A 22,967-nucleotide genomic window follows, 5' to 3' on the forward strand; every position below is an offset into this window, starting at 1 on the left:
CGTCAAAGCGGAGGCCGCCCGTGTCAGGGTCCCGTCCGGGACCTGGGCACGGGCCCGCGCCGGGCGTGTGCTGGTCGCATGACACTCGCCGAGTTGTTGCCCAGCATCGGATGTTCCACCGAACCGGTGCTGGAAGAGGGTCTCTGGCCGGACGGCACGCGCCTCGCCGACCGGGACCTCGTCATCGGTGGACTCCCGGCCACGCAGCTCGCGGCCCGCTTCGGCACGCCGTGCCAGATCCTCGACGAGGCGACCGTCCGCGCCAGAGCACGTGCGTTCACCACCGCGTTGCCGGACGCCGAGGTCGTGTTCGCGGGCAAGTCGTTGCCCTGCCCCGAGGTCTACCGATGGACGAGCCAGGAGGGCCTGTCCCTCGACGTCTCCTCGGCGGGCGAGCTCGCGCTGGCCAGGGCGGCGGGTGTCGACCCGAGCCGGATCATCCTGCACGGCAACGTGAAGACGGCCGAGGACCTCAAGGCCGCGCTGGAGTACGGGGTCGGCCGGATCGTCGTCGACTCGCTGGACGAGATCGCCCAGCTCGGCGCGTTGGCGACGCACGGGCAGGAGGTCATGATCCGGGTGACGCCGGGCGTCGACGCGCACACCCACGCCAAGATCGCGACCGGCGTCGAGGACCAGAAGTTCGGCTTCTCACTGGCGTCCGGTGCCGCGCTGGAGGCGATCCTGCGAGTTGTCGAACAGCCGTCGCTGAAGCTCGTCGGCCTGCACTGCCACATCGGTTCGCAGGTCAGGCACGTGGCGAGCTACGAGGAAGCCGTGCGCCGGATGGTGGGCCTGATCGCCTCCTGCGGCACCCGCATCGAGCAGCTCGACCTCGGCGGCGGCTTCTGCGCGCCGTACCTGGCCGGTGAGGCCGGCTTCGACCTCGCCGGGTTCGCGCACCGGATCGTCGGCGCGCTCAACTACGAGTGCGCCGTGCACCGCGTACCGCCGCCACGTCTGCTCATCGAGCCCGGACGGTCGATCGTCGCGAACGCCGGTGTGACGCTCTACCGGGTGTGCGCGGTCAAACGCTCCACCCGGACGTTCGTGGCCGTCGACGGTGGCATGAGCGACAACCCGCGTCCCGCCCTGTACGGCGCCCGGTACGCGGTCAGGTTGATCGGTCGCGGCGGCAGGCCCGAGCCCGTCACGGTCGTGGGCAGGCACTGCGAGGCGGGCGACGTGCTCGCCGAGAACGTCCTGCTCCCGCACGACGTCCACGCCGGCGACCTGCTCGCCGTGCCCGCCACAGGCGCCTACCACCACGCGCTGGCCTCCAACTACAACCAGGTCTGCCGCCCGCCCGTGATCGCCGTCGGCAACGGCGTCGCGCGCCCGATCGTGCGCCGCGAGACCGAGGAGGACCTACTGCGCCGCTACCTCTGAGGGCCCGAACCAGCGGGCGAGACACGCCTCCAGCGGACCGTCCCCGGCCCACGCGACGTAGCCGTCCGGTCGCAGCAACACCGGACCGTCCAGGGCGGCATCCACGATGACGTCCACCCGGTCCGCCCAGCCGCCGACGGACAGCTGCCCACCGGGATCGAGCAACGTCCCACGCCCGTGCCGCAGTCGGTCGTACAACGTGCCCTCGGTCAGCTCCACGTCCGGCATCCGGCGCCCGACCTGGTCGGTGTCGGAGCCGAGGTCGTACCGGATGCCGATCGCGGTGATCTTCTCGATCAGGAACCGGTTGGCCTCGTCGAGGTCCATGAGCTCGGTGAGCAGCCTGCGCACGGCCTGGGCGCCCGGTTCGGCGGACGCCAGCAGCACCTGGGCGCGGGTGTTGTTCAGGACGTCCTCGGCGACCGGGCGCCGTTCGGTCTCGTAGGTGTCGAGCACCGCCTCCGTTCCCCAGCCCGCCAGCAGCCCCGCGAGTTTCCAGCCGAGGTTGACCGCGTCCTGCACGCCCAGGTTGAGGCCCTGGCCACCGGCGGGCGGGTGGATGTGCGCGGCGTCGCCCGCGAGCAGCACCCGGCCGTCCCGGTACCGCTCGGCCAGCCGGGTCGAGTCCCCGAACCGCGACAGCCAGCGCGGCGAGTGCACGCCGAAGTCCGTGCCCGCGATGGCGTGCAGCGCCTGCTTGAAGTCGTCCAACGTGGCTTCGCGGTCCTCGCTGACCCCTACCGCCGGCACGACGACACGGCAGGTCTCGCCGAACGGGCTGACGCTGAACCACGGCATCGTCGCGCGGATCTCGGCGGTGCGGGCGGCGACCTCCTCGTGCGGCACCCCGACTTCCAGCTCGCCCATCAACGTGTCGTTGCGCGAAGGCTCGCCGACGAACCCGACCCCGAGCGCCTTCCGGACCGTGCTGCGCGCCCCGTCGCACCCGACCAGGTACCGCGCCCGCACCGACGAACCGTCGGACAGCTCCACCGTCACGGAGTCGCCCTGGGTGAACCCGACGACCGCGCACCCGCGCCGCACTTCCGCGCCCAACGAGATCGCGTGTTCTTCGAGCACGCCGTCCACCACGGGCTGGGGAATCCCCAGCAGGTACGCGGACTCCAGGTCGGGAGGCGCGGGCGTGGGGATCGCGGCGAACACCCCGCCCACCGGGCGCCGCCGGCCCAGGGCCAGCAACCGGTCGAGCAGCCCGCGCATCGCCATCAGCTCCAGGCTGCGCACGTGCAGGCTGACCAGCCGCACGAGGGACGGCGGCGGTTCGGTCTGGCGTTCCACGACGAGCACCCGCACGTCGTGCAGTCGCAGTTCCGCGGCGAGCACGGCGCCGGTGGGCCCGCACCCCGCGATGATCACGTCGAAATCCACAGATTCAGGCATCGGCCGCGAAGTGTGATCCCGCTCGACCGGGCCCGCAAACGATATTCCGATCAGGTTGATCAAACGCGCCCGGCGTCGAACACCTGTTCTCTAGAGTGGCGCGATGCACTCGTACGCGTACGTCGCCGACTCCCGGCTGGACGAGCAGCGCCGTGCCCTGGGCCTCCAGACCTCCGGCGGCCGCGCGCCGAACCCGCGGTTCTTCACCGGGTTCCTCGGTGACTCGCAGCAGGCGGCCACGGCGTTGCTCGCCATCGCGAAGATCGCGGGCACCCGGTACTTCCAGCCGACCACCGAACGCCTGCGCGACCCCGTCGTGACGTGCAACGGCGACCGGCTGCGGTTCGAGTCGTTCTCCGGCTGCTGCGGTGTCTACGCGCGCCTGGACGTCCTCGGGGACGCCCTCGACGGCGAGGTCCACGACCGGGGCACCACGAACGTCGACGTCAACGAGCCGCTGCGGCGCGCGCTCGCCCGCGTGACGAAGGGCGATCCGCTGCACCTCACCGTCGGCCCCGACCAGGTCGAGGTCGGCACGCTCGACGGCGCGGTCGTGGAGAAGAAGGTGCCGCTGCCGCCGCGCTGGCTGCGCGGGTTCGCCGAGACCCAGGTGCTGACGTCGAAGTTCGACCTGCGCGCCGAGCTGTCACCGATGGACGCGCAGCGGTTCCTCAAGACGTTGCCCAAGGGCCGTGCCGCGGTCTGGGCGGTGCCGTCCGGGAAGTCGTTGCGGCTCAGCGGAACCGCGTCCGCGAACGCCGTGTGCCTCGCCGGCCCGAACCGGCTGGAGACGCTGATCCCGTTGCTGCGCTTCGCGAAGGCCGTGCGGCTCTACGGCCCGCCCACCGACGGCAAGCCCGTCGCGAGCGGCTGGGAGGTCGACCTCGGCTCGCAGCGCCTGACGCTGGTCCTGTCGCCCGAGGTGACCCGCGGCCTGTCCGGGGAGGGCGCGGTCCTCGACGGGCTTGCCGCCGGCGACGCCGACACCGACGCCGAACTCGTCGGCGCGCTGCTCGACTTCGAGCCCCGCGTGGACGTGGCCGACCTCGCCGACCGGTCCGGTCTCACCCCGGCACGGGTGAAGGACGCGCTGGCGCAGCTCGGCACGTCCGGGCGGGTGGGCTACGACCTCGCCGAAGCCTCGTACTTCCACCGCGAACTGCCCTACGGCGGCGTCGACATCCAGGCCATGAACCCCAGGCTGCGCAACGCGCGGGCGCTCGTCGACCAGAACGCGGTCAGCTGGGACGGCGACACCGCCGTCGTCGGCTCGTACCGCGTCAACGGTGACGCCTGCACCTGCCAGTGGTGGGCCGAGTACCGCGGCGGCCGAGGCAAGTGCAAGCACGTGCTGGCGGCGGACATCGTCAGGAGCAGAGCGTGAGCTTCGCGAAGATCCAGGCGCTGATCGAGTCCGAGGAACCGGTCGCGCTCGGCGAGGTGTTGATCGGCCTCACCGACGACGAGCGCAAGGCGTACGCGAAGGAGCTCGTCGCGTACGAGAAGGAGCACCGCAGGGGCGACCGGCGCTGGGACGACAGCGAGACGCTCGCCATCGCCGGCGCCGGGCTGCTGCCCAGCGCCACCGCGCTCGCGCCGTGGCTGCTCCGCTACACGATCTGGGCTCGCTACCAGGCTGACCGAGATCCCGGCGTCCGCACGCTGCTCGGCGTGCTGCGCCACCGCGACCTGCCCACGATGCCGGACCTGGTCGCGAAGCTCGCCGCCAAGATGTCGGCGCGGGAACGGTGGCGGCAGGACCTCACCTGGGTGATCGTCGAGTTCTGCGGCGGCGAACTGCCCGAGACCGACGGATTCCTGTTGCACCTCATGGACTCCGGCACGGAGAACTGGAGGCCCGCCTACGACCGGCTGATCCCGCGCACGATGGAGGCAGTCGGAGCGGGGGTGGTCCTCGGTTCCGAACGGCGCGGGTGGATCGAGCTGCTGGTGCGCAGGGCCGACCGGCAGGCCCTGCTCGACGTGTGCCTCGCCCGGTTGCAGCAGGGCGGCACGGCGAGCGAGATGGACGGCTTCCTCGGCCTGCACACGGCGTTGAAGGTGACCCAGGACGAGACCAGCGCTCACGCGCGCGACTACCTCGCGATGCTCCCGGACTCGCGGTCGACGGTCGCCGGACTCGCGCAGGAGCGGCTGAAGTCGGTGGAGGACCTGGACTTCGACCTGCTGCTCGACGCGAGCCGCTGGGTCTTCGGCCGCACGGAGAAGAAGCTCGTCCGCGCCCAGCTCACCTGGCTCGGCAAGCACGCCAAGGCCCGTCCGGACGAGGTGGTGCTGACGCTCGCGGAGTTGTTCGCGCACGAGTCCGCTGACCTGCGCGGCCAGGCCGTGAAGCTGATCGTGAAGCACCTCGGGAACGCCCGGGACGAGACGCAGGCGTCGGTGCGCGCGCTGGCCGCGCAGTTGCCGGACGACCTGGCGCGGGAGCTCGGGGTCACCGCCGAGCAGGACTCCACGACCGTGCCGGCCGCGTTCGAGCCCCGGCCGTTCCCCGCACTGATCGCCACCCTGGACGAGCTGACCGGTGAGCTGATGGCCGCGGTCCGCAGCGATCGCCTCGAACCGTCCACAGCGGAACGGATCGTCGAGGCGATCGTCCGCTTCGCCTGGCAGGACAGGGAAGCGCTCGCCCGCGCCCTCCAGCCGGTGTTCGACAAGCACGCCTGGCTCGGCTACCGCGAGCAGCACCCCGGCTGGAACGACGACGGCGCGCGCAACGCGAAGTCGGAGTTCATCGAGATCGTCCTGGCCGCGCGGGCGAAGCCGAAGACGCTCAAGAAGCCCGTGAGCGAGACCATCGACCTCGCTCGCAACTGGCGCACGACGCAGGAGGGCAACGGCGAGATCGCCGACCGGCTCGCCCGGCGGCTGCACGAGATCGCGAAGGGACTCACCTACCTCCCGAAGCCCGCGCTGGTGTCGACGCCGACCGAGGCGTCCGGCCTGATCGACCCGGCCGTGCTGGAGCAGAGGCTCGCCCGCGCGCAGGCCGAGGGCTGGCAGCCGTGGCCGCGGGACCTGGCGCTGGCGCTCGAACGGCTGCCGTCGTTCGAGACCGAGGCCGTGATCGCGCTGGCGGAGCGGACGTTCTCCTACAGGGGCTACGAGATCAAGGACACCGGCCTGTACGCGACGGTCACGCCGGGCCTGGAGGAGCCGGAGAACCAGCTGCGCCACTGGGACGAGAGCGGCCCGATGATGGAGTGGTGGCCGTCGCTCCTGCCGACGCAACGAGACGTCATCGCCGCACACCTCGTCCCGCATCTCCGCGCGCGCACGGCGACCAAGGGCGGCGACGGCCCGCTCCTGCCGATGCTCGCGGAGTCCCACGGCCCCGCAGGTCCGGCGACGCACCTCGCCCTGACCTACGGCCTGGGCGCCGAGCTGACGCTCAACCGCGCGTACGCGGTCGACGCGATGCTGATCCTCGCCGCCCGCGACCAGCTCGACGGAGCGTTGCTCGGTGATCTCGTAGGCCAGGTGCTGGAACGCGGTGACGTCGTGCTGAACCGCGTGCTGCCCGGCCTGCGGGACGCGGCCCGTTCCGGTGCGGCACGGCAGATCTGGGCCGCGCTCGCCGCGTTGCTCCCACGCCTCTGGTCCCACAACAGGGTTGCGGACGTCGTCGAACTCGCCGTCGAGCTCGCTCAGCAGCTCAAGCCCGGCGGTGACGTCGAAGGGCTGGCGGAGGTGGCCGCGCGCAAGGGTTCCAGCAAGGCGGTCGTGCAGGCACGACGACTGGTGAGTGCGTTGGGGGAGCAGGCGTGACGTTCGGCAGGATCCAGGCGCTGATCGAGTCCGACCAGCTGCTGGCGCTCGGCGAGGTGCTGAAGTCGCTGACGCCGGACGAGCGCAAGGCGTGCGCGAAAGACCTCGTGGCGTACGGGAAGCAGCACCGCGCGTCCCGTCAGGCCTGGCAGCACCACGCGGCGCTGCACATCGCGGGCTGCGGGTTGCTGCCGAACGCGTCCACGCTCGCGCCGTGGCTCGTGCGGTACCAGATCTGGTGGAATCGCGCGCGGGAGGACAGCGGCATCCCGGTGGCGCTCGACGTGCTGCGGCACCGGGACCTCACCTGGATGCCGGACCTCGTCACGCGGGTCGCCGCCAGGACGCCCAACCCCGATCGGCGGCGGCGACCGGACCTGCTGCGGCTCGTGCTGGAGTTCTGCGGCGACACCCCGCCGGACACCGACGGGTTCCTGCTGCACTTCCTGGAGTTCGGTGGCCACACGCGCTGGAGTTCCTCGTTCGACGTGCTGATCCCGCGGATGCTGGAGGTCGTCGGCAGCGGCGCGATCTTCGTGATCATGCGGGAGTGGCGGTTGTTCCTGCGCGACCGGGCGGACCGGACCGTCCTGCTCGACGGCGTGCTCGCCCGGCTCCAGCAGGGCGGCAGGGCCAGGGAGATGGAGGGTTTCCTTGCCCTGCACGAGGTTCTCCAGGTGACCGTGGACGAGGTCACCGAGCACGCACGGGACTACGTCGCGATGCTGCCCGACTCGCGCACCACCGTCGCCACCCTCGCGCAGCAGGAGCTGAAGCGGGCCGACGAGGCGGGCGGGCTCGACTTCGAGCTGCTCGCCGACGCGAGCCGGTGGGTGTTCGGCCGCAGCGACAAGAAGCTGATCCGCGCCCAGCTCACCTGGCTGGGCAAGCACGCCAAGTCCACTCCGGACGGTGTGGCGCTGGCCGCCGCCGAGTTGTTCGCGCACGAGTCGGACGACCTGCGCGGCCAGGCCGTGAAGCTGATCGTGAAGACGAACGTCAGTGCCGCGACCCGTGCCGAACTGCTGACGCTCGCCGAACAGCTGCCGCCCGACCTCGCCGCCCAGCTCGGCGTCGAGACGGAGGCGGACGAGGTCTTCGCGCTCGCCGCGCACACGGCCGGCCCGTGGCCCGGCCCGATCGCCACCCTCGACGAGCTGACCGGCGAGGTGCGGGCGCTGTTGGGGCGTTCCACCGCTTATCTCGACCCGGTCGCCGTGGAGCGGATCGTCGAGGCCGTGGTCCGGTTCGCCTGGCAGGACAGGGAAGCGGCCGCGCGGGCGGTCGAGCCGATCCTCGACCAGTACTCCTGGATCAGGAACCGTCTCGACCTGCAGGTGTACCTCGACCGGCCGGCACCCGATGCTCGCTCGACGTTCTTCGCGATCATCGCCGCCGTGTCCGCCCCGGCGGAGTCGTTCGACCAGAACGCCGTGCTCGGCCGCACCGGCCCGGAGAGCCCGGCCCGGCACCTCGCCAAGAGGCTGCGCGAGATCGCCAGGGGACTCGTCCGGTCGCCGCGCCCGTTGCTGGTGTCGACCCCGACCGACCTGTCCTGGCAGCTCGATCCGGCGATCCTGCTGGAACGGCTCGCGAAGGCCGAGGCGGAGGGCTGGGAACCGTGGCCGGGCGACCTCCAGCAGGCCTGCCGCCGCCTGCCCCGCGACACCGCTCCCGAGTACTTCGCCTCGCTGGGCGGCACCACGGGAGTGTGGCTGCGCGAGTGGCTCGCCGACGTCTACGACCCGGTGGCCGAACTGGTCGTCCGCACCCGCGCCAAGCCGTACGGCTACATCGCCCCGCCGCGCCAGGGCACGCGGACGCTGGCGACGCTCCCGGAGCTGACCGACCCGGAGCGGTTCTGGTACGGCTACAACGAGTGGGAGGTCATGGCCGCGTGCTGGCCCGGAGTACTGCCGCGGCACCGTGAGGTCGTCGCCGCCCACCTCGTTCCGCAACTCGCGGTCCGCTGCGAGTCGAAGGGCGACGACGGCCCGTTGCTGCCGTTGCTCGTGGAGACGCACGGCCCGATCGGCCCCGCCACGCACCTGGCGTTGGCGTACGGACTCGGCGCGGAGGCGGCGGTCGCCCGTGCCCACTCGGTGGACGCCCTGCTGGTCCTCGCGGCCCGCGGCCAGCTCGACGGCACGGCACTGGGCGAGGTCCTGGGCACGCTGGTCGAACGGGGTGGCGTGTCGCTGAGCCGCGTCGTGCCCGGCCTGCGGGACGTCGCGCGGTCCGGCGCGGCGGCCCAGATCTGGGATCTGCTCGTGGTCGCGCTGCCGAAGGTGTGGGCGCACAACCGGGTCGCGGACGTCGTCGAACTGGCTGTCGAACTCGCCCAGGGGCTCCAGCCGGGTGGCAGGATCGAGGGGCTCGCGGAGGTGGCCGCGCGCAAGGGTTCGAGCAAGACCGTCGTGCAGGCCAGACGCCTGGCGAGGGCGCTGGGGGAGTCATGAGTTTCGCGAAGGTCCAGGAGCTGATCGAGGCGCACGCGCACGCCGCGCTCGGCGAGGTGTTGAACGCTCTCACGCCCGCCGAACGCAAGGCGCTCGCACCTGAGCTGGTGGCGTACGAGAAGAAACTACGAGCGGGTGACCTGCCTCGGCAGCACCGGGAGCCGCTGGCGATCGCGGGCGCCGGGGTGTTGCAGAGCGCCGCGACGCTCGGGCCGTGGCTGGTGCGGCACGCGATCTGGTCGCACCACTGGGCCGAGCACGACAGCCAGGACGACGCGGCCACGGTGCTGCTGGACGTGCTGCGGCAGCGTGCTCTGCCGTGGCTGCCGGACCTGGTCACGCGGCTCGCCGCGAAGATGCCGACGAAGGAGCTCTCCCGGCACGACCTGATGCGCGTGGTGGTGGAGTTCTGCGGGGACGCACCGCCCGACGGCGACGGCTTTCTGTTGCACTTCCTGGCGTACAACGGGCACAAGCGGTGGCGGCCTGGGTTCGAGGTGATCCTCCCGCGCCTGCTGGAGGTTCCCGGTGCGGGCTCGTACGTCGGCGACGCGCGGCAGGTGCAGGCGTTCCTGTGCGCGACCATGGACCGCGGTCGGCTGATCGACGGCTGTCTGGCGCGTCTTCAGCAGGGTGGCGGCCAAGCCGAGATGTCCGGGTTCCTGGAGCTGCACCGGGCCATCGGGGTCACCGCGGACGAGGCCGCCGCGCACGTCCGCGACTACGTGGCGATGTTGCCCGACTCGCGCTCGACCGTCGCCACCGCCGCGCAGGACCAGCTGAAGCGCGTGGACGACGCGGGCAGGCTCGACTTCGGGCTGCTGACCGAGGCGAGCCGGTGGGTGTTCGGCCGCACCGAGAAGAAGCTCGTGCGGGCTCAGCTGGCGTGGCTCGCGAACCACGCGAAGGCGCGTCCGGACGAGGTCGTGCTGACCGCCGCGGAGCTCTTCGCGCACGAATCGGACGACCTGCGCGGCCAGGCGGTCGACCTCATCGCCAGGACACAGGTCAGCGACGAGACCCGGAACGCCGTCGCGGCACTGGCCGAGCAGCTGCCCGCCGATCTGGCCGCGCGGCTCGGCGTCGAGGTGGTCGCGGAGGAGGCCGTCGCACTGGCCGGGTTCACGCCGGCCCCGTGGCCGGACCCGATCGCCACCCTGGATGAACTGGCCCGCGAGGCCAGGGCGTTGTTCGGTCGCAACGCCACCGACCCCGACGCCGTCACCGCGGAACGGATCATCGAGGCCGTCGTCCGCTTCTCCTGGCAGGACAGGGACGCGGTCGCGCAGGCCTTCACGCCGATCTACGACAAGTACCCCAACGCCCGCCGGAGCAACGCCTACGAGACGAACCCCGCTCGTGGCCGGGGCGACTGCTGGGCGGTGCTCGTCTCGATCATCGGCGCTCCGGCCGAGCCGCTGACCCCGATCGGCCAGGTCGAGGCGGCGCACACGAGGTTCGAGCGCGACGAGCCGGGCGTCCCGCTCACCGTGCTGATCTCCGAACGCCTGCACGAGATCGCGAAGGGCCTGGTCAAGTCACCCCGCCCCGCGCTGGTCTCGACGCCGGTCACGACGTCCGGCCTGCTCGACGCCCCCACGTTGCTCGAACGCCTGGCCAAGGCCGAGGGGGAGGGCTGGGAACCGTGGCCGCGCGACCTCCGGCAGGCCTGCCACCGCCTGCCGCGCGACACCCGCCCGGAGGACTTCGCCTCGCTCACGAGCACCTCGGGCGCGATGCTCCGCGAGTGGCTGACCGACCGCGCCGAGCCGGTGCCCGAGGTCGTCGAACGCACCCGCGAGACGCAGCACTGGAACGTCACCGAGCAGACCCTGGAGTGGAAGCTGCTCGTGACGCTCACCCCCGGCCTGCCCGATCCGGAACGCTACTGGCGCGTCTTCAGCAACGAGGGCGCGATGCTGACGTCCTGGCCCGCCACCCTCCCCACCGAACGCGAGACCGTCGCCGCCTACCTGGTGCCGCTCCTCGCGAACGGCCGGGAGGAGGACGACCTCGGCCCGGTCCTGCCCGCACTGGCCGAAACGGACGGCCCGGCCGGCGTCGCCACCCACCTCGCCCTCGCGTACGGACTGGGCTCCGCCGAGACGGTGGGCCGCGCCCACGCCGTCGACGCCCTGCTGACCCTCGCGGCCCGCGACGACCTGGACGGCGGCACGCTCGGCGACCTGATCGGCGAACTCCTGGCCCGAGGCGAGCTCGCGATGAACCGCCTCGCCCCGTGCCTGCGCGACGCCGCCCGTTCCGGTGCGGCGGGGCAGATCTGGGACGCGCTCGCGGCCGCGTTGCCGAAGTCGTGGTCCCACACCAGGATCGCGGACCTGATCGAGCTCGCCGTCGAACTCGCCCAGCAGCTCGGCAGGACCGGCGCGCTCGACGGACTGGCCGAGGTCGCCGCCCGCAGGGGCACCGGCAAGGCCGTGATCCAGGCGAAGAGGCTGGTGGTCGCACTAGGCTGAGTCGCATGGACTTGGGCACCGTGATCGCTACCCGGACGATCGAGGGCGAGGCAGCCGACGGATCACCGTTCGAGGTGGTGATCCGCTTCGGCACCCCGCGCCCCGATCCGTTGAGCACCAACGGTGACTGGGAGTGTCCACATCAGATCGGTGACGAGGCGGTGGACGCCGCGTACGGAGTGGACTCGCTCCAGGCGTTGCTGCTGAGCATCTACGCCGTCCGGATCAAGCTGGCCGAGACCGGCGCCACCGTGGACTGGATGGGCATGCGCGAGTTCGGCCTGACCGTGGCCCCGGTGCTCAGCTAGCGAACACGGGGTAGTGGTCGGAGAAGTCGTTGAAGGTGTACTTGCGCCCCCACGACCAGATCGACCACTCAGGACTCTTCACCCGCCGGGTCTCGTTGCGCAGCAACGGCCCCTGGATCGTCAGCACGTAGTCGAGGTGCTCCGAGGCGTACTCCGGCCCGTACTGGTCGCGGCAGACGCTGTTGTCCGCGCAGTCCCACGAGAACGGGTGGCCGCCCACCTCCGGCGTCCGCGCCCCGAGCTCCGACACCATCTTCGGGAACTCGGCGCCGGCCTTGATCACGTTCATGTCGCCGGCCACGTACACCGGTTCGGTCGTGGGGATGTTCCGCGCGGTGAGGAACGCCCTGATCTCGGCCCGCTGCTTGACCCGGTACCCCTCCGGCGCACTCGTGCACGTCGAGTCCTCGGCCTGCATGTGCGTCCCGATGACGTGCACCGGGCCGGACGGGGCCTCAATGCGCACGTAGGCGAACCCCTTGTTGGAGAACCAGTCCGCGCCACAGGCGTCGCGGTAGACGTGCTGCACGCGGGTGGTGATCGGCCACCGGCTCAGCACCGCCACCCCGCCGTCCTCCGGCGTCGAGTCGCGGTAGGCACCGGACGTCACGTCCCAGCCCGCCTTGGAGCGGCCCAGCACGGGCGTCTGGTGCGGGTAGGTGTCGCGCAGGTTCGCGAGCAACCGGTCGGAGGCGGCGTTGTCGAACGCCTCCTGCACCACGACGACGTCCTGCCCGTCGAGCACGCCGGTGCTGTCGACGAGGTCGGCGCGGGCGACCTGTCCCCAATTCGGGTAGAGGTTCCGCGACAGCATGAACACGTTGTAGGTGGCGATCTTCAGACCGGGTGCCGCGACCGCGGGTGCGGCCGAGATCGCGAGCACGACGGCGACGGCGAGCGTGATCAGGCGCATGAGGCCCGATGCTGACGGACGTGAATGTCTTTCACAACCGTCTTACCGGTACTCGATGGTGTCGTATCGATTAAGAGTCAGCGCAGGCGGTCGAGGTCTGCGCCCGACTTGTCGACCAGCGCGCGCATCGCCTCGTAGGCGGCCTCCGGCGAGCGTTCGCGAATCGCGTCCAGCACGGCGCGGTGCGACGGCACCGGGTCGTCCTCGACCGTTCCGTGCACGAGCTTGTCCCGTTCGGCGAGGCCGATCGCGATGATCCGCTCGACCTGGGTCAGGAACGCGTTGTGCGTGGCCGCCATGAGCAGCCGGTGGAACTCCAGGTCCGCCCGAACGGTCGCGGCGAGGTCGCGGGCCGACGCCATCCGGTCGAGTGCGCCGGCCAGCGCGTCGATGTCGGCGTCCGAGGCCCGTTCGGCGGCCAGACGGGCTGCGGCGGGCTCGACGATCACGCGCATCTCGGTCAGTTCGTCGAACAGGCCGTGGTCGGTGTTGCTCGCCTGGGTCTGCCAGCGCATCACGTCGGTGTCGAGGAGGTTCCACGACGACCGCGGCTGCACGAAGGTGCCGCGCTTCTGCCTGGCGTCGATCATGCCCTTGGCGGACAGGACCTTCAGAGCCTCGCGCAGCGCGGTCAGCGACACGTCGAGTTCCTCGCGCAACGCCGGGAGGTCGAGGGTGTCGCCCTCGCCGATCTCGCCGGCGAGGATCCGGCCCGCCAGCGCCTCGACGGTCTGGCCGTGCACGCCCCGAAGCCGCTTCTCGCTCATGAGGTCAGAGCATACGGCACATCATAAATTATGAATTATTCTTGACATGATCATGACCTGCGCGCAATCTGTCCGCCATGGACAGGCGTCACTTCCTCCGCGTCACCGCCGCCGCGGGAGCCGGGTTGCTGGTCAGCGGCACGGCTTCCTGCGCCACCTCGGCGTCCTCCGGCCCGGTCACCCAGGCCGCGGGCACGGCCACGATCCAGTCGAACCTCTCGGCGCCCGCTGCCAAAGCGGCGATCGACGCACTGGTGAAGGCGTTCAACGACAAGAAGGGCGCGCAGGCCTCGGTCAACACCGTGGCCTCCGAGACCTTCCGGACCCAGCTGCCGAGCTACCTCACCTCGGCCAACCCGCCCGACCTCTACACCTGGTACCCCGGAGCGCTGCTCAAGGGCTACGAGGAGAAGGGGCTGCTGCTCGACGTCAGCGACGTCTGGCAGACCATGGGCGACTACCCCCAGTCGTTCAAGACGTTGAGCGGCAAGGTGTTCGTGCCGACGACGTACTACTGGTGGGGCTTCTTCTACCGCAAGTCCAACTTCGCGAAGTGGGGCGTCACCCCGCCGAAGACGTGGACCGAGTTCGTCGACCTCTGCAAGGTCCTCCAGGGCAAGGGCGTGATCCCGCTCGGCATGGGCGCGGGCTCCGACTCGCCGTGGACCGCGTCGAGCTGGTTCGACTACTTCAACATCCGCATCAACGGCGCGCCGTTCCACCGCGAACTGTTGGCGGGCAAGCAGAAGTTCGACGACCCGAAGGTCAAGGCGATCTTCACGCCGTGGCGTGAGGTGCTGCCCTACACCGACCCCAACGGCACGGCGATCGGCTTCCAGGACGCCACCACGGCGATGCTGCAGGGCCGCACGGGCATGCTGCTCACCGGCGCGTTCTTCGCCGACGCGGCCCCGAAGGACGCGATCGACGACATCGACTTCTTCCGGTTCCCGATCATCGACCCGAACGTGCCGCTGGCGGAGGAGGGCCCGACCGACGGGTTCTTCGCGAGCGCCAAGTCCCCGCACGTCAAGGAGCTCAAGGAGTTCCTGACGTACGCGGCGACGGCCGAGGGGCAGGAGGTTTACATCAAGGCCTCGTCCGGCACCGTGCTGCCGACGCACCCGAACGCCAAGGACTCCGGCACGCCGCTCGTCACGAAGGGCCGCCAGCACCTCAAGGAGGCCGCGGAGATCACCCAGTTCTTCAACCGCGACTCCAGCGACGCCCTGCAGCCCACCGCGGACGCGGCGCTGGTCAAGTTCCTCCAGCAGCCCGACCAGCTGGACTCCATCCTGACGACGTGGCAGAAGGCCGCCGAGCAGGTGTGGTCGAGCTGACATGACCAGGAGTTTCACCAGGGTCCCTCCGATCCTGCTGCTGTTCGTGCTCATCCCGTTGCTGGTGGAGGGGTTCTGGGTCTTCTGGCCCGCGATCCAGGGCTTCTGGCTCGCGCTGACGAACTGGGACGGCGTCTCGCCGCCCCAGTTCGTCGGGCTCGACAACTACGCCAGGATGATCGACGACCCGGTCTTCCACACCGCCGTCACGAACACCGCGATCTGGCTCGTGCTCTTCGGCGGCCTGTCCGCGGTCGGCGGCCTCGGGATGGCCGTGCTGCTGCAGAAGGAACGCCGTGGCGTCGGGATCTACCGCGCCGCGCTGTTCATCCCCGTCGTGTTCTCGCTGGTGGCCACGTCGTTGATCTGGCAGGTGCTCTACCAGCCGGGTGGGATCTTCGACTCCTCGCCGCTGGCCGACCCGGACACGGCGATCTACGCGGTCCTCGTGCCGGCGCTGTGGCGGCAGGTCGGGTACGTCATGGTGCTGTACCTGGCGGGCCTCAAGGGGATCGACCCCGGCCTGTACGAAGCGGCCACTTTGGACGGTGCCACGGCGTGGCAGAAGTTCCGGCACATCACCTGGCCGCAGCTGTCGAGCGTCAACTCGGTGGTGCTGTCGGTGATCGTGATCGACTCGCTGCGGTCGTTCGACGTGGTGTGGTCGATGACGCGCGGCGGCCCCTACCACTCGTCCGAGCTGCTCAGCACGTACATGTACTCGACCGCGTTCCAGTCGCTCAAGCTCGGCTACGCCTCGGCGCTCGCCGTGGTCATCTTCGTGCTGGCGTTCGGCGTGATCGTGACCTACCTCGTCCGCGCATTCCGGGAGAACTGATGTCGAGCCGCACTTCTTCTGGCCGGGTGTTCCATGCCGTGGCGGGCACGATCTCGGTGCTCTGGCTGCTGCCGATCCTGGCCGTGCTGGTCACCGCCGTCCGCAGCTTCGACGACATCGCCGCCAACGGCCTCGCGTCGGTGCCGCAGTCGTTCACGTTCGCCGGGTTCACCGACGCGTGGACGAACGGCGGCGCGGGCGCGATGTGGAACAGCGTCATCGTGACGATCCCGACGGTGTTCCTCTCGCTCGCGCTGGCCTCGGCGGCCGCGTACGCGCTCAGCCGGTTCGCGATCCCCGGCCGGCGCACGATCATCCTGCTGATGCTCGCGGGCAACCTGCTGCCGCCGCAGATCCTGCTGGTGCCGGTGTCGAAGCTGACCGAGGTGCTCGGCATCTACGACACGCTGTTCGCGTTGATCGTGGTGCAGGTCGGGTTCGGGCTCGGCTTCTACACGTTCGTGTTGCAGGGCTTCATGCGCGCGATGCCGAACGAGGTGCAGGAGGCCGCCACCATCGACGGCGCCGGTCCCGTGCAGATCTTCTGGCGGATCGTGCTTCCCATGACCAGGCCCGCGCTGGCGGCTCTCGCGGCGCTGGCGTTCACCTGGATCTTCAACGACCTGCTGTGGGCGATCACCGTGCTGCGGTCCTCGGCCGTGATGCCGGTGACCCCGGCGCTGCTCGCGTTGCAGGGTCAGTACGTCTCCAACTGGAACGTGATCGCGGCCGGGTCGGTGATCGCGGCGATCCCGACCGTGGCGGTGTTCCTGCGGTTCCAGCGGCACTTCATCTCCGGACTCGCGGTGGGAGCGGTGAAATGACCCAGTGGACCCAGAAGCAATGGACGCTGCGGATGGCCACCACGTCCTACACGGTGGCCGTCGAGCCGGGCGGCCGCTGGGCCGAGCTGGTGGCGTGGGGGCCGCACGGCGTCGAGGTGGGGCCGTCCGCCTACGCCAACCGCGGCGACATCCACTTCATCACCGAGGCCGACGCGGCGCCGATCGAGTACGCGCCGCGCGGCGAACGGCCGTTCACCGGCGCCGACCTGGAGATCGACGGTGACTCGTGGCTGACGTTCGAGGGCTCGTCGGAGGACGGCGGCGTGCTGCGGCTCGCGTTCGCCGACGAGGTCGCCGGCCTGCGCGTCGTGCTCTGCTACCGGCCCGAGCTGACCGTGGACGTGCTGTCGCGGTGGGTGGAGGTCACCAACCTGCGGGACGAGTCCTTGCGTCTCGCCAAGATCGGCTCGGTGGGTGTGTGCCTGCCCGTGGGGGAACCGACGCTGTCGTTCCTGCACGGCGAGTGGGCTCGCGAGTTCCAGCTGGACCACGTTTCCCTGCCTGCCGGCGGGTTCCGAATCGGCAGCTCCTACGGCGTTCCCGGGCACAACTACGCGCCCTGGTTGTCCGTGGACGACACGTGGGGTGTCTCGCTGGCGTGGTCCGGGTCCTGGGAGATCACGGCCGAGGTCGAGCCTTCCGGGCTCACGCGCGTGCGTGCCGGGATGCTCGGCCCGGTCGTGGTCGGGCCGGGGGAGACGTTCGTGACGCCCGAGCTGGCGCTGGCGTACTCGACGGACGATCTGTCCCGCGTCTGGCACGCCTACGACCGGCTGCGGTCGCGGCCCGCCCGCAAGCCCGTCCTCTACAACTCCTGGGAGGCCACGGGGTTCGACGTCGACCTGCCCAAGCAGCTGGAGCTGGCGCGGATCGCCGCGGAGCTGGGCGTCGAGCTGTTCGTGGTCGACGACGGCTGGTTCGTGGGTCGGCACGACGACACCGGCGGCCTCGGCGACTGGTACCCGGAGTCGCCGGACTTCGGGGCGTTCGTCGAGGAGGTCCGGGCGACCGGCCTGGAGTTCGGGCTGTGGGTCGAACCCGAGTCGGTGAGCCCGAAGTCGCAGCTCTACGCCGAGCACCCGGACTGGGTGTACAGGATGGACGGTCGCGAGCCCACGCTCATCCGCAACCAGATGCTGCTCAACCTGGGACTGCCTGAGGTCTACGAGTTCGTGATCTCCACATTGGACAGACTGCTCACCGAGCACCGGATCAGCTACCTCAAGTGGGACATGAACCGGCCTGCCACGGAACGGTCCGGCGAGCTCGACAACGCGCACGTCCGCAACTACTGGCGGGTGCTGGAGCACCTGCGGGAAAAGCACCCGCACGTGCTGGTCGAGGGCTGTGCGGGCGGTGGCGGCCGGACGGATCTCGCCACGACCGGCATGGTCGACGTCGTGTGGCCCAGCGACAACACGGCGCCGCTCGACCGGTTGAAGATCCAGCACGGGTTCCTGCACATGCACGCGCCGCACCTGATGTCGTCGTGGGTGACCGATGCGCCGGGCTTCTTCGACGCGCGCCCGCGTTCGCTGAAGTTCCGGTTCGTGCTCGCCATGGCCGGTGTGCTCGGCATCGGCGCGGACGTGCGGGACTGGTCTCTCGAAGAACGTGCGGAGGCCGCCTCGCTGATCGCCCGGTACAAGGACATCCGGGAGGTCGTGCACGGCGGTGAGGTGCGGTTGCTGGGCGACGCCGTGCAGTACAGCTCGGACGACCGGATCGTCGTGCTGGCGTGGAACACGGGGTCGCTGACCGGGGTGCCGATGGTGCCCGGCCAGTCGCCGCGGGTGAGGCTGCGCGACCTGACTGCCGAGTCCTACGTGGACGAACGCGGCCAGGTCTACTCGGCGGCCCACCTGACCCACGTCGGCGTCCCGTTCGACTGGACCGCGGCGCACGACGCCGACGTGGTGGTGCTCAGGCCTGCCTGATCAGGGCCTTGATCTCCTCGATGGGCGTGCGGGCGAGGGCCGACCCGACCCCGCACGCCACGGCTCCGGCGGCGAGCCAGTCCGGCACGTCGGCCGGGGCGACGCCGCCGGTGGGCACGAGCGGCGCGTACGGCAGCACGGCCAGCACGTCCTTGACCCACTGCGGGGTGGGCGCGGGGAAGACCTTCACCGCGTCCGCGCCGGCTTCGAGTGCCTGCACGACCTCGGAGACGCTGCCGGCGCCGGGCAGCACCGCGGCGCCGTAGCGGTGTCCGGCGCGGATCACGGCGGCGTCGAGGTTGGGCGCCACCAGGAACTGGGCGCCGGCCCGGACGGCGGCGACGGCGGACGCCTCGTCGAGCACGGACCCGGCGCCGATGGTGGCGTCCGGGTAGTCGGTCCGCAGCTGCCGGATCGCCTCCAGCGCGCCGGGGTTCGTCAGCGGCAGTTCGAGGGACGTGATGCCCGCGTCCAGCAACGGAACGGCGGCCTGAACAGCGGAAGAGGTGTCGGCGGTGCGAATGATCGCGATGATGCCCTGCCGCACGACTGCCTGGGTGATCTCGTAGCGGTAGCTCACGGGCGCCAGCGTACTACACATAAATTACGAATTATTCTTGACCTGAAGGCGAGCAGGAGGGAGGCTCACGAGCATGTCGGTTCGCAGAGTCGCGTTGGCAGTCGCCCTGATGTCCCTGGTGGCGACGCCTGCATTCGCAGGTGACGACCAGGGAGCGCCCACCTACTACGACAGCGGTGCGGCCAAGACGCCGTACATGGGCTGGAACACCTACTACGGCCTGGGCGCGCCCAGCGAGAAGGAGATCCGCGGCATCGCGGACTTCCTCGTGAGCAGCGGCATGCGCGACGCCGGGTACAAGATCGTGTGGATCGACGGCGGCTGGACCGCGCCGACCCCGCGCGACGCCCGCGGCAACCTCCAGGAGGACCCGGCGAAGTTCCCGAGCGGTCTCTCCAAGCTCGTCCGCGACCTGCACGCCCAGGGGCTGAAGGCGGGCATCTACACCGACGCCGGGCCGTCCGACGGCAAGAACTGCGCGGCAGGCAGCGGCGGCGGGTACTACGAGAAGGACACCAAGCGGTTCGCCGACTGGAAGTTCGACGCCGTCAAGGTCGACTACCTGTGCGGTATCGCGGCGAACCTCAAGCCCGCCCAGGCGTACGCGGACTTCAGCAAGGCGTTGCGGAAGGCCGGGCGGCCGATGATCCTCAACATCTGCAACCCGGTCACCGACGAGTGGGGCGTCCCGCACACCCCCGACCAGACCGCGGACTTCTCCTACACGTTCGGCCCGCTGACCGGCGACTCGTGGCGCTCCAGCACCGACATCGCGTTCGGCACGCCGTACGAGGGCATCTGGCGCGACGTGCTGCGCAACATGGACCGCAACGCAGCGCACCCCGAGTCGAACGGCCCCGGCCGCTACAACGACCCGGACTACCTGATCCCGATGCGCAAGACGCAGCAGGGCACCTACGAGCTCAACGAGGAGGAGTCGACCTCGCAGTTCGTCATGTGGGCGCAGATGTCCTCGCCGTTGATCATCGGCTCGGACCCGCGCACGCTGCCGCCGTCGATGGTGTCGACGTTGAAGAACCCGGAGATCCTCGCGGTCAACCAGGACCCGCTGGCCATCCAGGGCGTCCGCGTCGCGTCGACCGGAGACACCGACGTCTACAGCAAGGTGTTGTCCCGCAAGGGTGAACGCTCCGTCGTGCTGCTGAACCGCCGCGACGTCCCCGCCGAGATGACCGTGAACGTCGCCGACGCGGGGTTGAAGGGTTCGGTTTCGGTTCGCGACCTGCGGGCTCGTGCCGACCGGGGCGTTGTCTCCGACTCCTACACCGTGACGGTCCCTGCGCACGGCACCGCGATGCTCAAGCTGCGCGGCACCGACCTCGTTCCCGGCGAGGCCGTCGGCTCCTCTGACGCCACCGCCTCTCCGGCCATCGCGCGTGTTGGTGACTCGGCGCTGGTTTTTGCTCGTGGCAACGGTGGTGAGTTGCGCGTTCAGCGTGACGGCAAGTGGAGCGGTCTCGGCAAGGCGATCCAGGGCCAGCCCGCCGTCCGCGCGGTCGGCACCGACGTCGAGGTCTCCGTTCGCGGCACCGACAACCGCCTCTGGCAGCGCACCCTCCACAACGGACGGTGGGGCACCTGGAAGTCGCTGGGCGGCAAGCTCACCGACGCGCCTTCCGTTGCTGCTGACGGCACGGTCGTGGTGCGCGGCGAGGACGGCAAGGTCTGGAAGTACTCCGGTGGCTCGTGGAGCTCTTTGGGCGCCCCCGGTGACGCTCCGATCTACGGCCGGCCCAGCGTCGCCGGCGGCCAGGTGGCCGTCCGCACCGCCGCCGACAACGTCTGGGTGCGCCCGGTCGCGGGCGGCGAGTGGACGTCACTCGGAGGTGTGATCTCCGGCAGCCCCACCCTCGTCGAGTACCAGGACCGCATCTACCTGTTCGCGCGGGCCAGCGACTACACCCTCTGGCAGGTCAACTCGTCGGCCGGTGTCTGGGGCGGCTGGTTCAAGCGTCCGGAGTTCCCGAGCAACTCGCTCGTCGGCGCCGTCGGTGCTACTGCTGGTCCGGACGGCTCCGCGTGGACGGTCGTGCGCGGTCCGGACAACAAGGTCTACCGGCAGAAGCTCTAGGAGAACCTGCATGAAGCGCGCGGTGGTGTCAGGCGCGGCGGCCGGAATCGGCGCCGCCACGGCCCAGCACCTGACGGACAACGGCTACCAGGTCGTCGGCATCGACCTGCACGGCGACGTGGCCGTGCAGGGGGACGTCAGCGATCCCGCTGTGTGGCAGCGGGCCGTGGAGCTGTGCGAGGGCGAGGTGGACGCGTTGGTCTCCAACGCCTACACCGTCGCCGTCAAACCGCTGGATCTGACGACGCCTGTCGAGTGGGAACGGCAGCTCGCCGTGAACCTCGGCGGCGCCTTCCACGGACTGCGGGCGTGCCTGCCTTCGTTGCGGCAGCGCAAGGGTTCGGTCGTGCTCGTCTCGTCCGTGCACGCGCACTTCGGCATCCCCGGACACGGCGCCTACGCGGCCTCGAAGGGCGGGCTGGTCGCACTGACCCGCCAGCTCGCCGTCGAGTACGCCCCCGACGTCCGCGTCAACGCAGTGCTGCCCGGTCCCGTGCTGACAGCGGCGTGGGACCGGGTCTCCACCGAGGATCGGGAACGCAGTGCCCTCGCCACCCCGGCAGGCCGCCTCGGCGACCCGGCCGAGGTGGCCTCGGTGATCGGATTCCTCCTGTCTCCTGCGGCGTCGTTCGTGACGGGCGCGGAGCTTCTGGTCGACGGCGGCTGGTCCGCGGCAAAGGACAGTTCATGAAGGTGACGGCGGTCGAGACGTTCCTGGTCGAGCCCCGCTGGTTGTTTCTCAAGGTGAGCACGGACGAGGGGGTGACCGGCTGGGGCGAGCCGGTGGTGGAGGGCAGGGCGGAGACCGTCCGCGCCGCCGTCCACGAGCTGTCGGAGCTGGTCATCGGCCAGGACCCGCTGCGTGTCGAGGACATGTGGCAGGTGCTGCGCAAGGGTGGCTTCTACCGCGGTGGTCCCGTTCTGTCGTCGGCTCTCTCGGGCTACGACCACGCGTTCTGGGACATCGCGGGCAAGGCTCGCGGGTTGCCGGTGCACGAACTGCTGGGCGGGCCGGTGCGGGATCGGGTGCGGGCGTACTCGTGGGTGGGCGGTGACCGGCCGGACGGCATCTTCGACGCCGTGGCGCGGCAGGTCGCGGACGGATTCACCGCGGTGAAGATGAACGCCACCGCGGAGATGCGGCCGATCGCCTCACCCGCCGATGCCGAGGCCGTGGTCGCGCGGGCTCGGGAGGCTCGGGAGGCGTTGGGGCCGCAGGGAGATCTCGCCATCGACTTCCACGGCCGGGTGTCGCCCGCGATGGCGCGCCGGCTCGTGCGGATGCTCGAAGAGGTGCAGCCGATGTTCGTCGAGGAACCCGTGCTGCCCGAGTTGCCGGCCGAGGTGCTGGCTTCGGTGGTGCAGGCTTCTACGGTGCCGATCGCCACGGGGGAGCGGTTGTTCTCGCGGTGGGAGTTCAAGCCCGTGCTGGAGGCCGGGGTCGCGGTCGTGCAGCCGGATCCGTCGCACGCGGGCGGGATCTCGGAGTTGCGGCGGATCGGGTCGCTCGCGGAGGTGTACGGGGCGTCGATCGCGCCGCACTGCCCGTTGGGGCCGATCTCGCTGGCGGCGTCGTTGCAGGTCGCGTTCACCACGCCGAACTTCCTGATCCAGGAGCAGAGCGCGGGCATGCACTACAACGGGACGGACCCGACGTACCTGGTCGACATGGCGCCGGTGCGGGTGGTGGATGGGTGGATGAAGCGGCCTACCGGGCCTGGGCTGGGGGTCGAGGTGGACGAGGCTGCGGTGCGGCGGGCGGCCGAGGTCGGGCACTCGTGGCGGTCGCCGATCTGGCGGCACGACGACGGCTCGTTCGCCGAGTGGTGACA

17 protein-coding genes are annotated in these 22,967 nt (G+C 70.6%); 13 read left to right on the plus strand and 4 right to left on the minus strand.

The features are described from left to right. Nucleotides 1-78 precede the first annotated feature (78 nt). Nucleotides 79-1,389, plus strand: coding sequence for a diaminopimelate decarboxylase (gene lysA / locus ACFWNN_RS38155; protein ID WP_382444832.1), 1,311 nt, complete (start codon nt 79-81; stop codon nt 1,387-1,389). Here the strand turns inward: lysA and ACFWNN_RS38160 are convergent. Further along, nucleotides 1,369-2,790: an FAD-dependent monooxygenase gene (locus ACFWNN_RS38160; protein ID WP_382444833.1), complete on the minus strand. Its 1,422-nt coding sequence runs from the start codon at nt 2,788-2,790 to the stop codon at nt 1,369-1,371. The genes lysA and ACFWNN_RS38160 overlap by 21 nt on opposite strands. A 103-nt stretch (nt 2,791-2,893) precedes the next feature. On the opposite strand from ACFWNN_RS38160, the gene ACFWNN_RS38165 reads away from it, so the two are divergent. The 5 genes from ACFWNN_RS38165 to ACFWNN_RS38185 are packed head-to-tail and all read left to right on the plus strand — an operon-like array spanning nt 2,894 to nt 11,823. Beyond that, on the plus strand, nt 2,894-4,174 hold the full coding sequence (locus ACFWNN_RS38165; protein WP_382444834.1) for an SWIM zinc finger family protein: 1,281 nt from the start codon (nt 2,894-2,896) through the stop codon (nt 4,172-4,174). Next, a complete protein-coding gene (locus ACFWNN_RS38170) occupies nt 4,171-6,579 on the plus strand; it encodes a DUF6493 family protein (RefSeq protein ID WP_382444835.1) in 2,409 nt (802 codons plus the stop codon). Before ACFWNN_RS38165 ends, ACFWNN_RS38170 begins: the two co-directional genes overlap by 4 nt. Further along, the gene (locus tag ACFWNN_RS38175; RefSeq protein WP_382444836.1) at nt 6,576-9,038 is read left to right on the plus strand and encodes a DUF6493 family protein; all 2,463 of its coding nucleotides are present in this window, start codon (nt 6,576-6,578) and stop codon (nt 9,036-9,038) included. Before ACFWNN_RS38170 ends, ACFWNN_RS38175 begins: the two co-directional genes overlap by 4 nt. Next, the gene (locus ACFWNN_RS38180; protein ID WP_382444837.1) at nt 9,035-11,515 is read left to right on the plus strand and encodes a DUF6493 family protein; all 2,481 of its coding nucleotides are present in this window, start codon (nt 9,035-9,037) and stop codon (nt 11,513-11,515) included. Before ACFWNN_RS38175 ends, ACFWNN_RS38180 begins: the two co-directional genes overlap by 4 nt. A 5-nt stretch (nt 11,516-11,520) precedes the next feature. After that, nucleotides 11,521-11,823, plus strand: a complete 303-nt coding sequence (locus ACFWNN_RS38185; RefSeq protein WP_382444838.1) for a DUF6968 family protein — start codon at nt 11,521-11,523, stop codon at nt 11,821-11,823. Here ACFWNN_RS38185 and sph read toward each other — a convergent pair. After that, complete coding sequence (sph, locus tag ACFWNN_RS38190) at nt 11,816-12,736, minus strand: sphingomyelin phosphodiesterase (protein WP_382444839.1); 921 nt, start codon at nt 12,734-12,736, stop codon at nt 11,816-11,818. The two genes, ACFWNN_RS38185 and sph, sit on opposite strands and share 8 nt — an antisense overlap. Nucleotides 12,737-12,813: 77 nt before the next feature. Beyond that, a complete protein-coding gene (locus tag ACFWNN_RS38195; protein ID WP_382444840.1) occupies nt 12,814-13,503 on the minus strand; it encodes a FadR/GntR family transcriptional regulator in 690 nt (229 codons plus the stop codon). A 77-nt stretch (nt 13,504-13,580) separates the two neighbouring features. Between ACFWNN_RS38195 and ACFWNN_RS38200 the strand changes: the two genes are divergently transcribed. From ACFWNN_RS38200 to ACFWNN_RS38215, 4 genes are read left to right on the plus strand one after another with little or no spacing between them, the layout of a single operon-like run. Next, entirely contained in the window at nt 13,581-14,843 is a 1,263-nt protein-coding gene (locus ACFWNN_RS38200) for an ABC transporter substrate-binding protein (RefSeq protein WP_382444841.1), read from the plus strand. Between the two features lies 1 nt (nt 14,844). Continuing rightward, nucleotides 14,845-15,681: a carbohydrate ABC transporter permease gene (locus ACFWNN_RS38205; protein ID WP_382444842.1), complete on the plus strand. Its 837-nt coding sequence runs from the start codon at nt 14,845-14,847 to the stop codon at nt 15,679-15,681. Continuing rightward, complete coding sequence (locus tag ACFWNN_RS38210) at nt 15,681-16,505, plus strand: carbohydrate ABC transporter permease (RefSeq protein ID WP_382444843.1); 825 nt, start codon at nt 15,681-15,683, stop codon at nt 16,503-16,505. Before ACFWNN_RS38205 ends, ACFWNN_RS38210 begins: the two co-directional genes overlap by 1 nt. Further along, a complete protein-coding gene (locus ACFWNN_RS38215; RefSeq protein WP_382444844.1) occupies nt 16,502-18,463 on the plus strand; it encodes an alpha-galactosidase in 1,962 nt (653 codons plus the stop codon). Before ACFWNN_RS38210 ends, ACFWNN_RS38215 begins: the two co-directional genes overlap by 4 nt. Here the strand turns inward: ACFWNN_RS38215 and ACFWNN_RS38220 are convergent. Then, on the minus strand, nt 18,450-19,043 hold the full coding sequence (locus tag ACFWNN_RS38220) for a bifunctional 4-hydroxy-2-oxoglutarate aldolase/2-dehydro-3-deoxy-phosphogluconate aldolase (protein WP_382444845.1): 594 nt from the start codon (nt 19,041-19,043) through the stop codon (nt 18,450-18,452). The genes ACFWNN_RS38215 and ACFWNN_RS38220 overlap by 14 nt on opposite strands. A 73-nt stretch (nt 19,044-19,116) precedes the next feature. On the opposite strand from ACFWNN_RS38220, the gene ACFWNN_RS38225 reads away from it, so the two are divergent. From ACFWNN_RS38225 to dgoD, 3 genes are read left to right on the plus strand one after another with little or no spacing between them, the layout of a single operon-like run. After that, nucleotides 19,117-21,135 carry a hypothetical protein gene (locus ACFWNN_RS38225; RefSeq protein WP_382444846.1) on the plus strand — a complete coding sequence of 673 codons (2,019 nt, stop codon included), beginning with the start codon at nt 19,117-19,119 and terminating at the stop codon, nt 21,133-21,135. A 10-nt stretch (nt 21,136-21,145) separates the two neighbouring features. Then, entirely contained in the window at nt 21,146-21,826 is a 681-nt protein-coding gene (locus ACFWNN_RS38230; RefSeq protein WP_382444847.1) for an SDR family NAD(P)-dependent oxidoreductase, read from the plus strand. Continuing rightward, a complete protein-coding gene (gene dgoD / locus ACFWNN_RS38235; RefSeq protein ID WP_382444848.1) occupies nt 21,823-22,965 on the plus strand; it encodes a galactonate dehydratase in 1,143 nt (380 codons plus the stop codon). Before ACFWNN_RS38230 ends, dgoD begins: the two co-directional genes overlap by 4 nt. Nucleotides 22,966-22,967: the final 2 nt, after the last annotated feature.

This window comes from Lentzea sp. NPDC058450, from assembly GCF_042721395.1.
GTDB lineage: Bacteria > Actinomycetota > Actinomycetes > Mycobacteriales > Pseudonocardiaceae > Lentzea.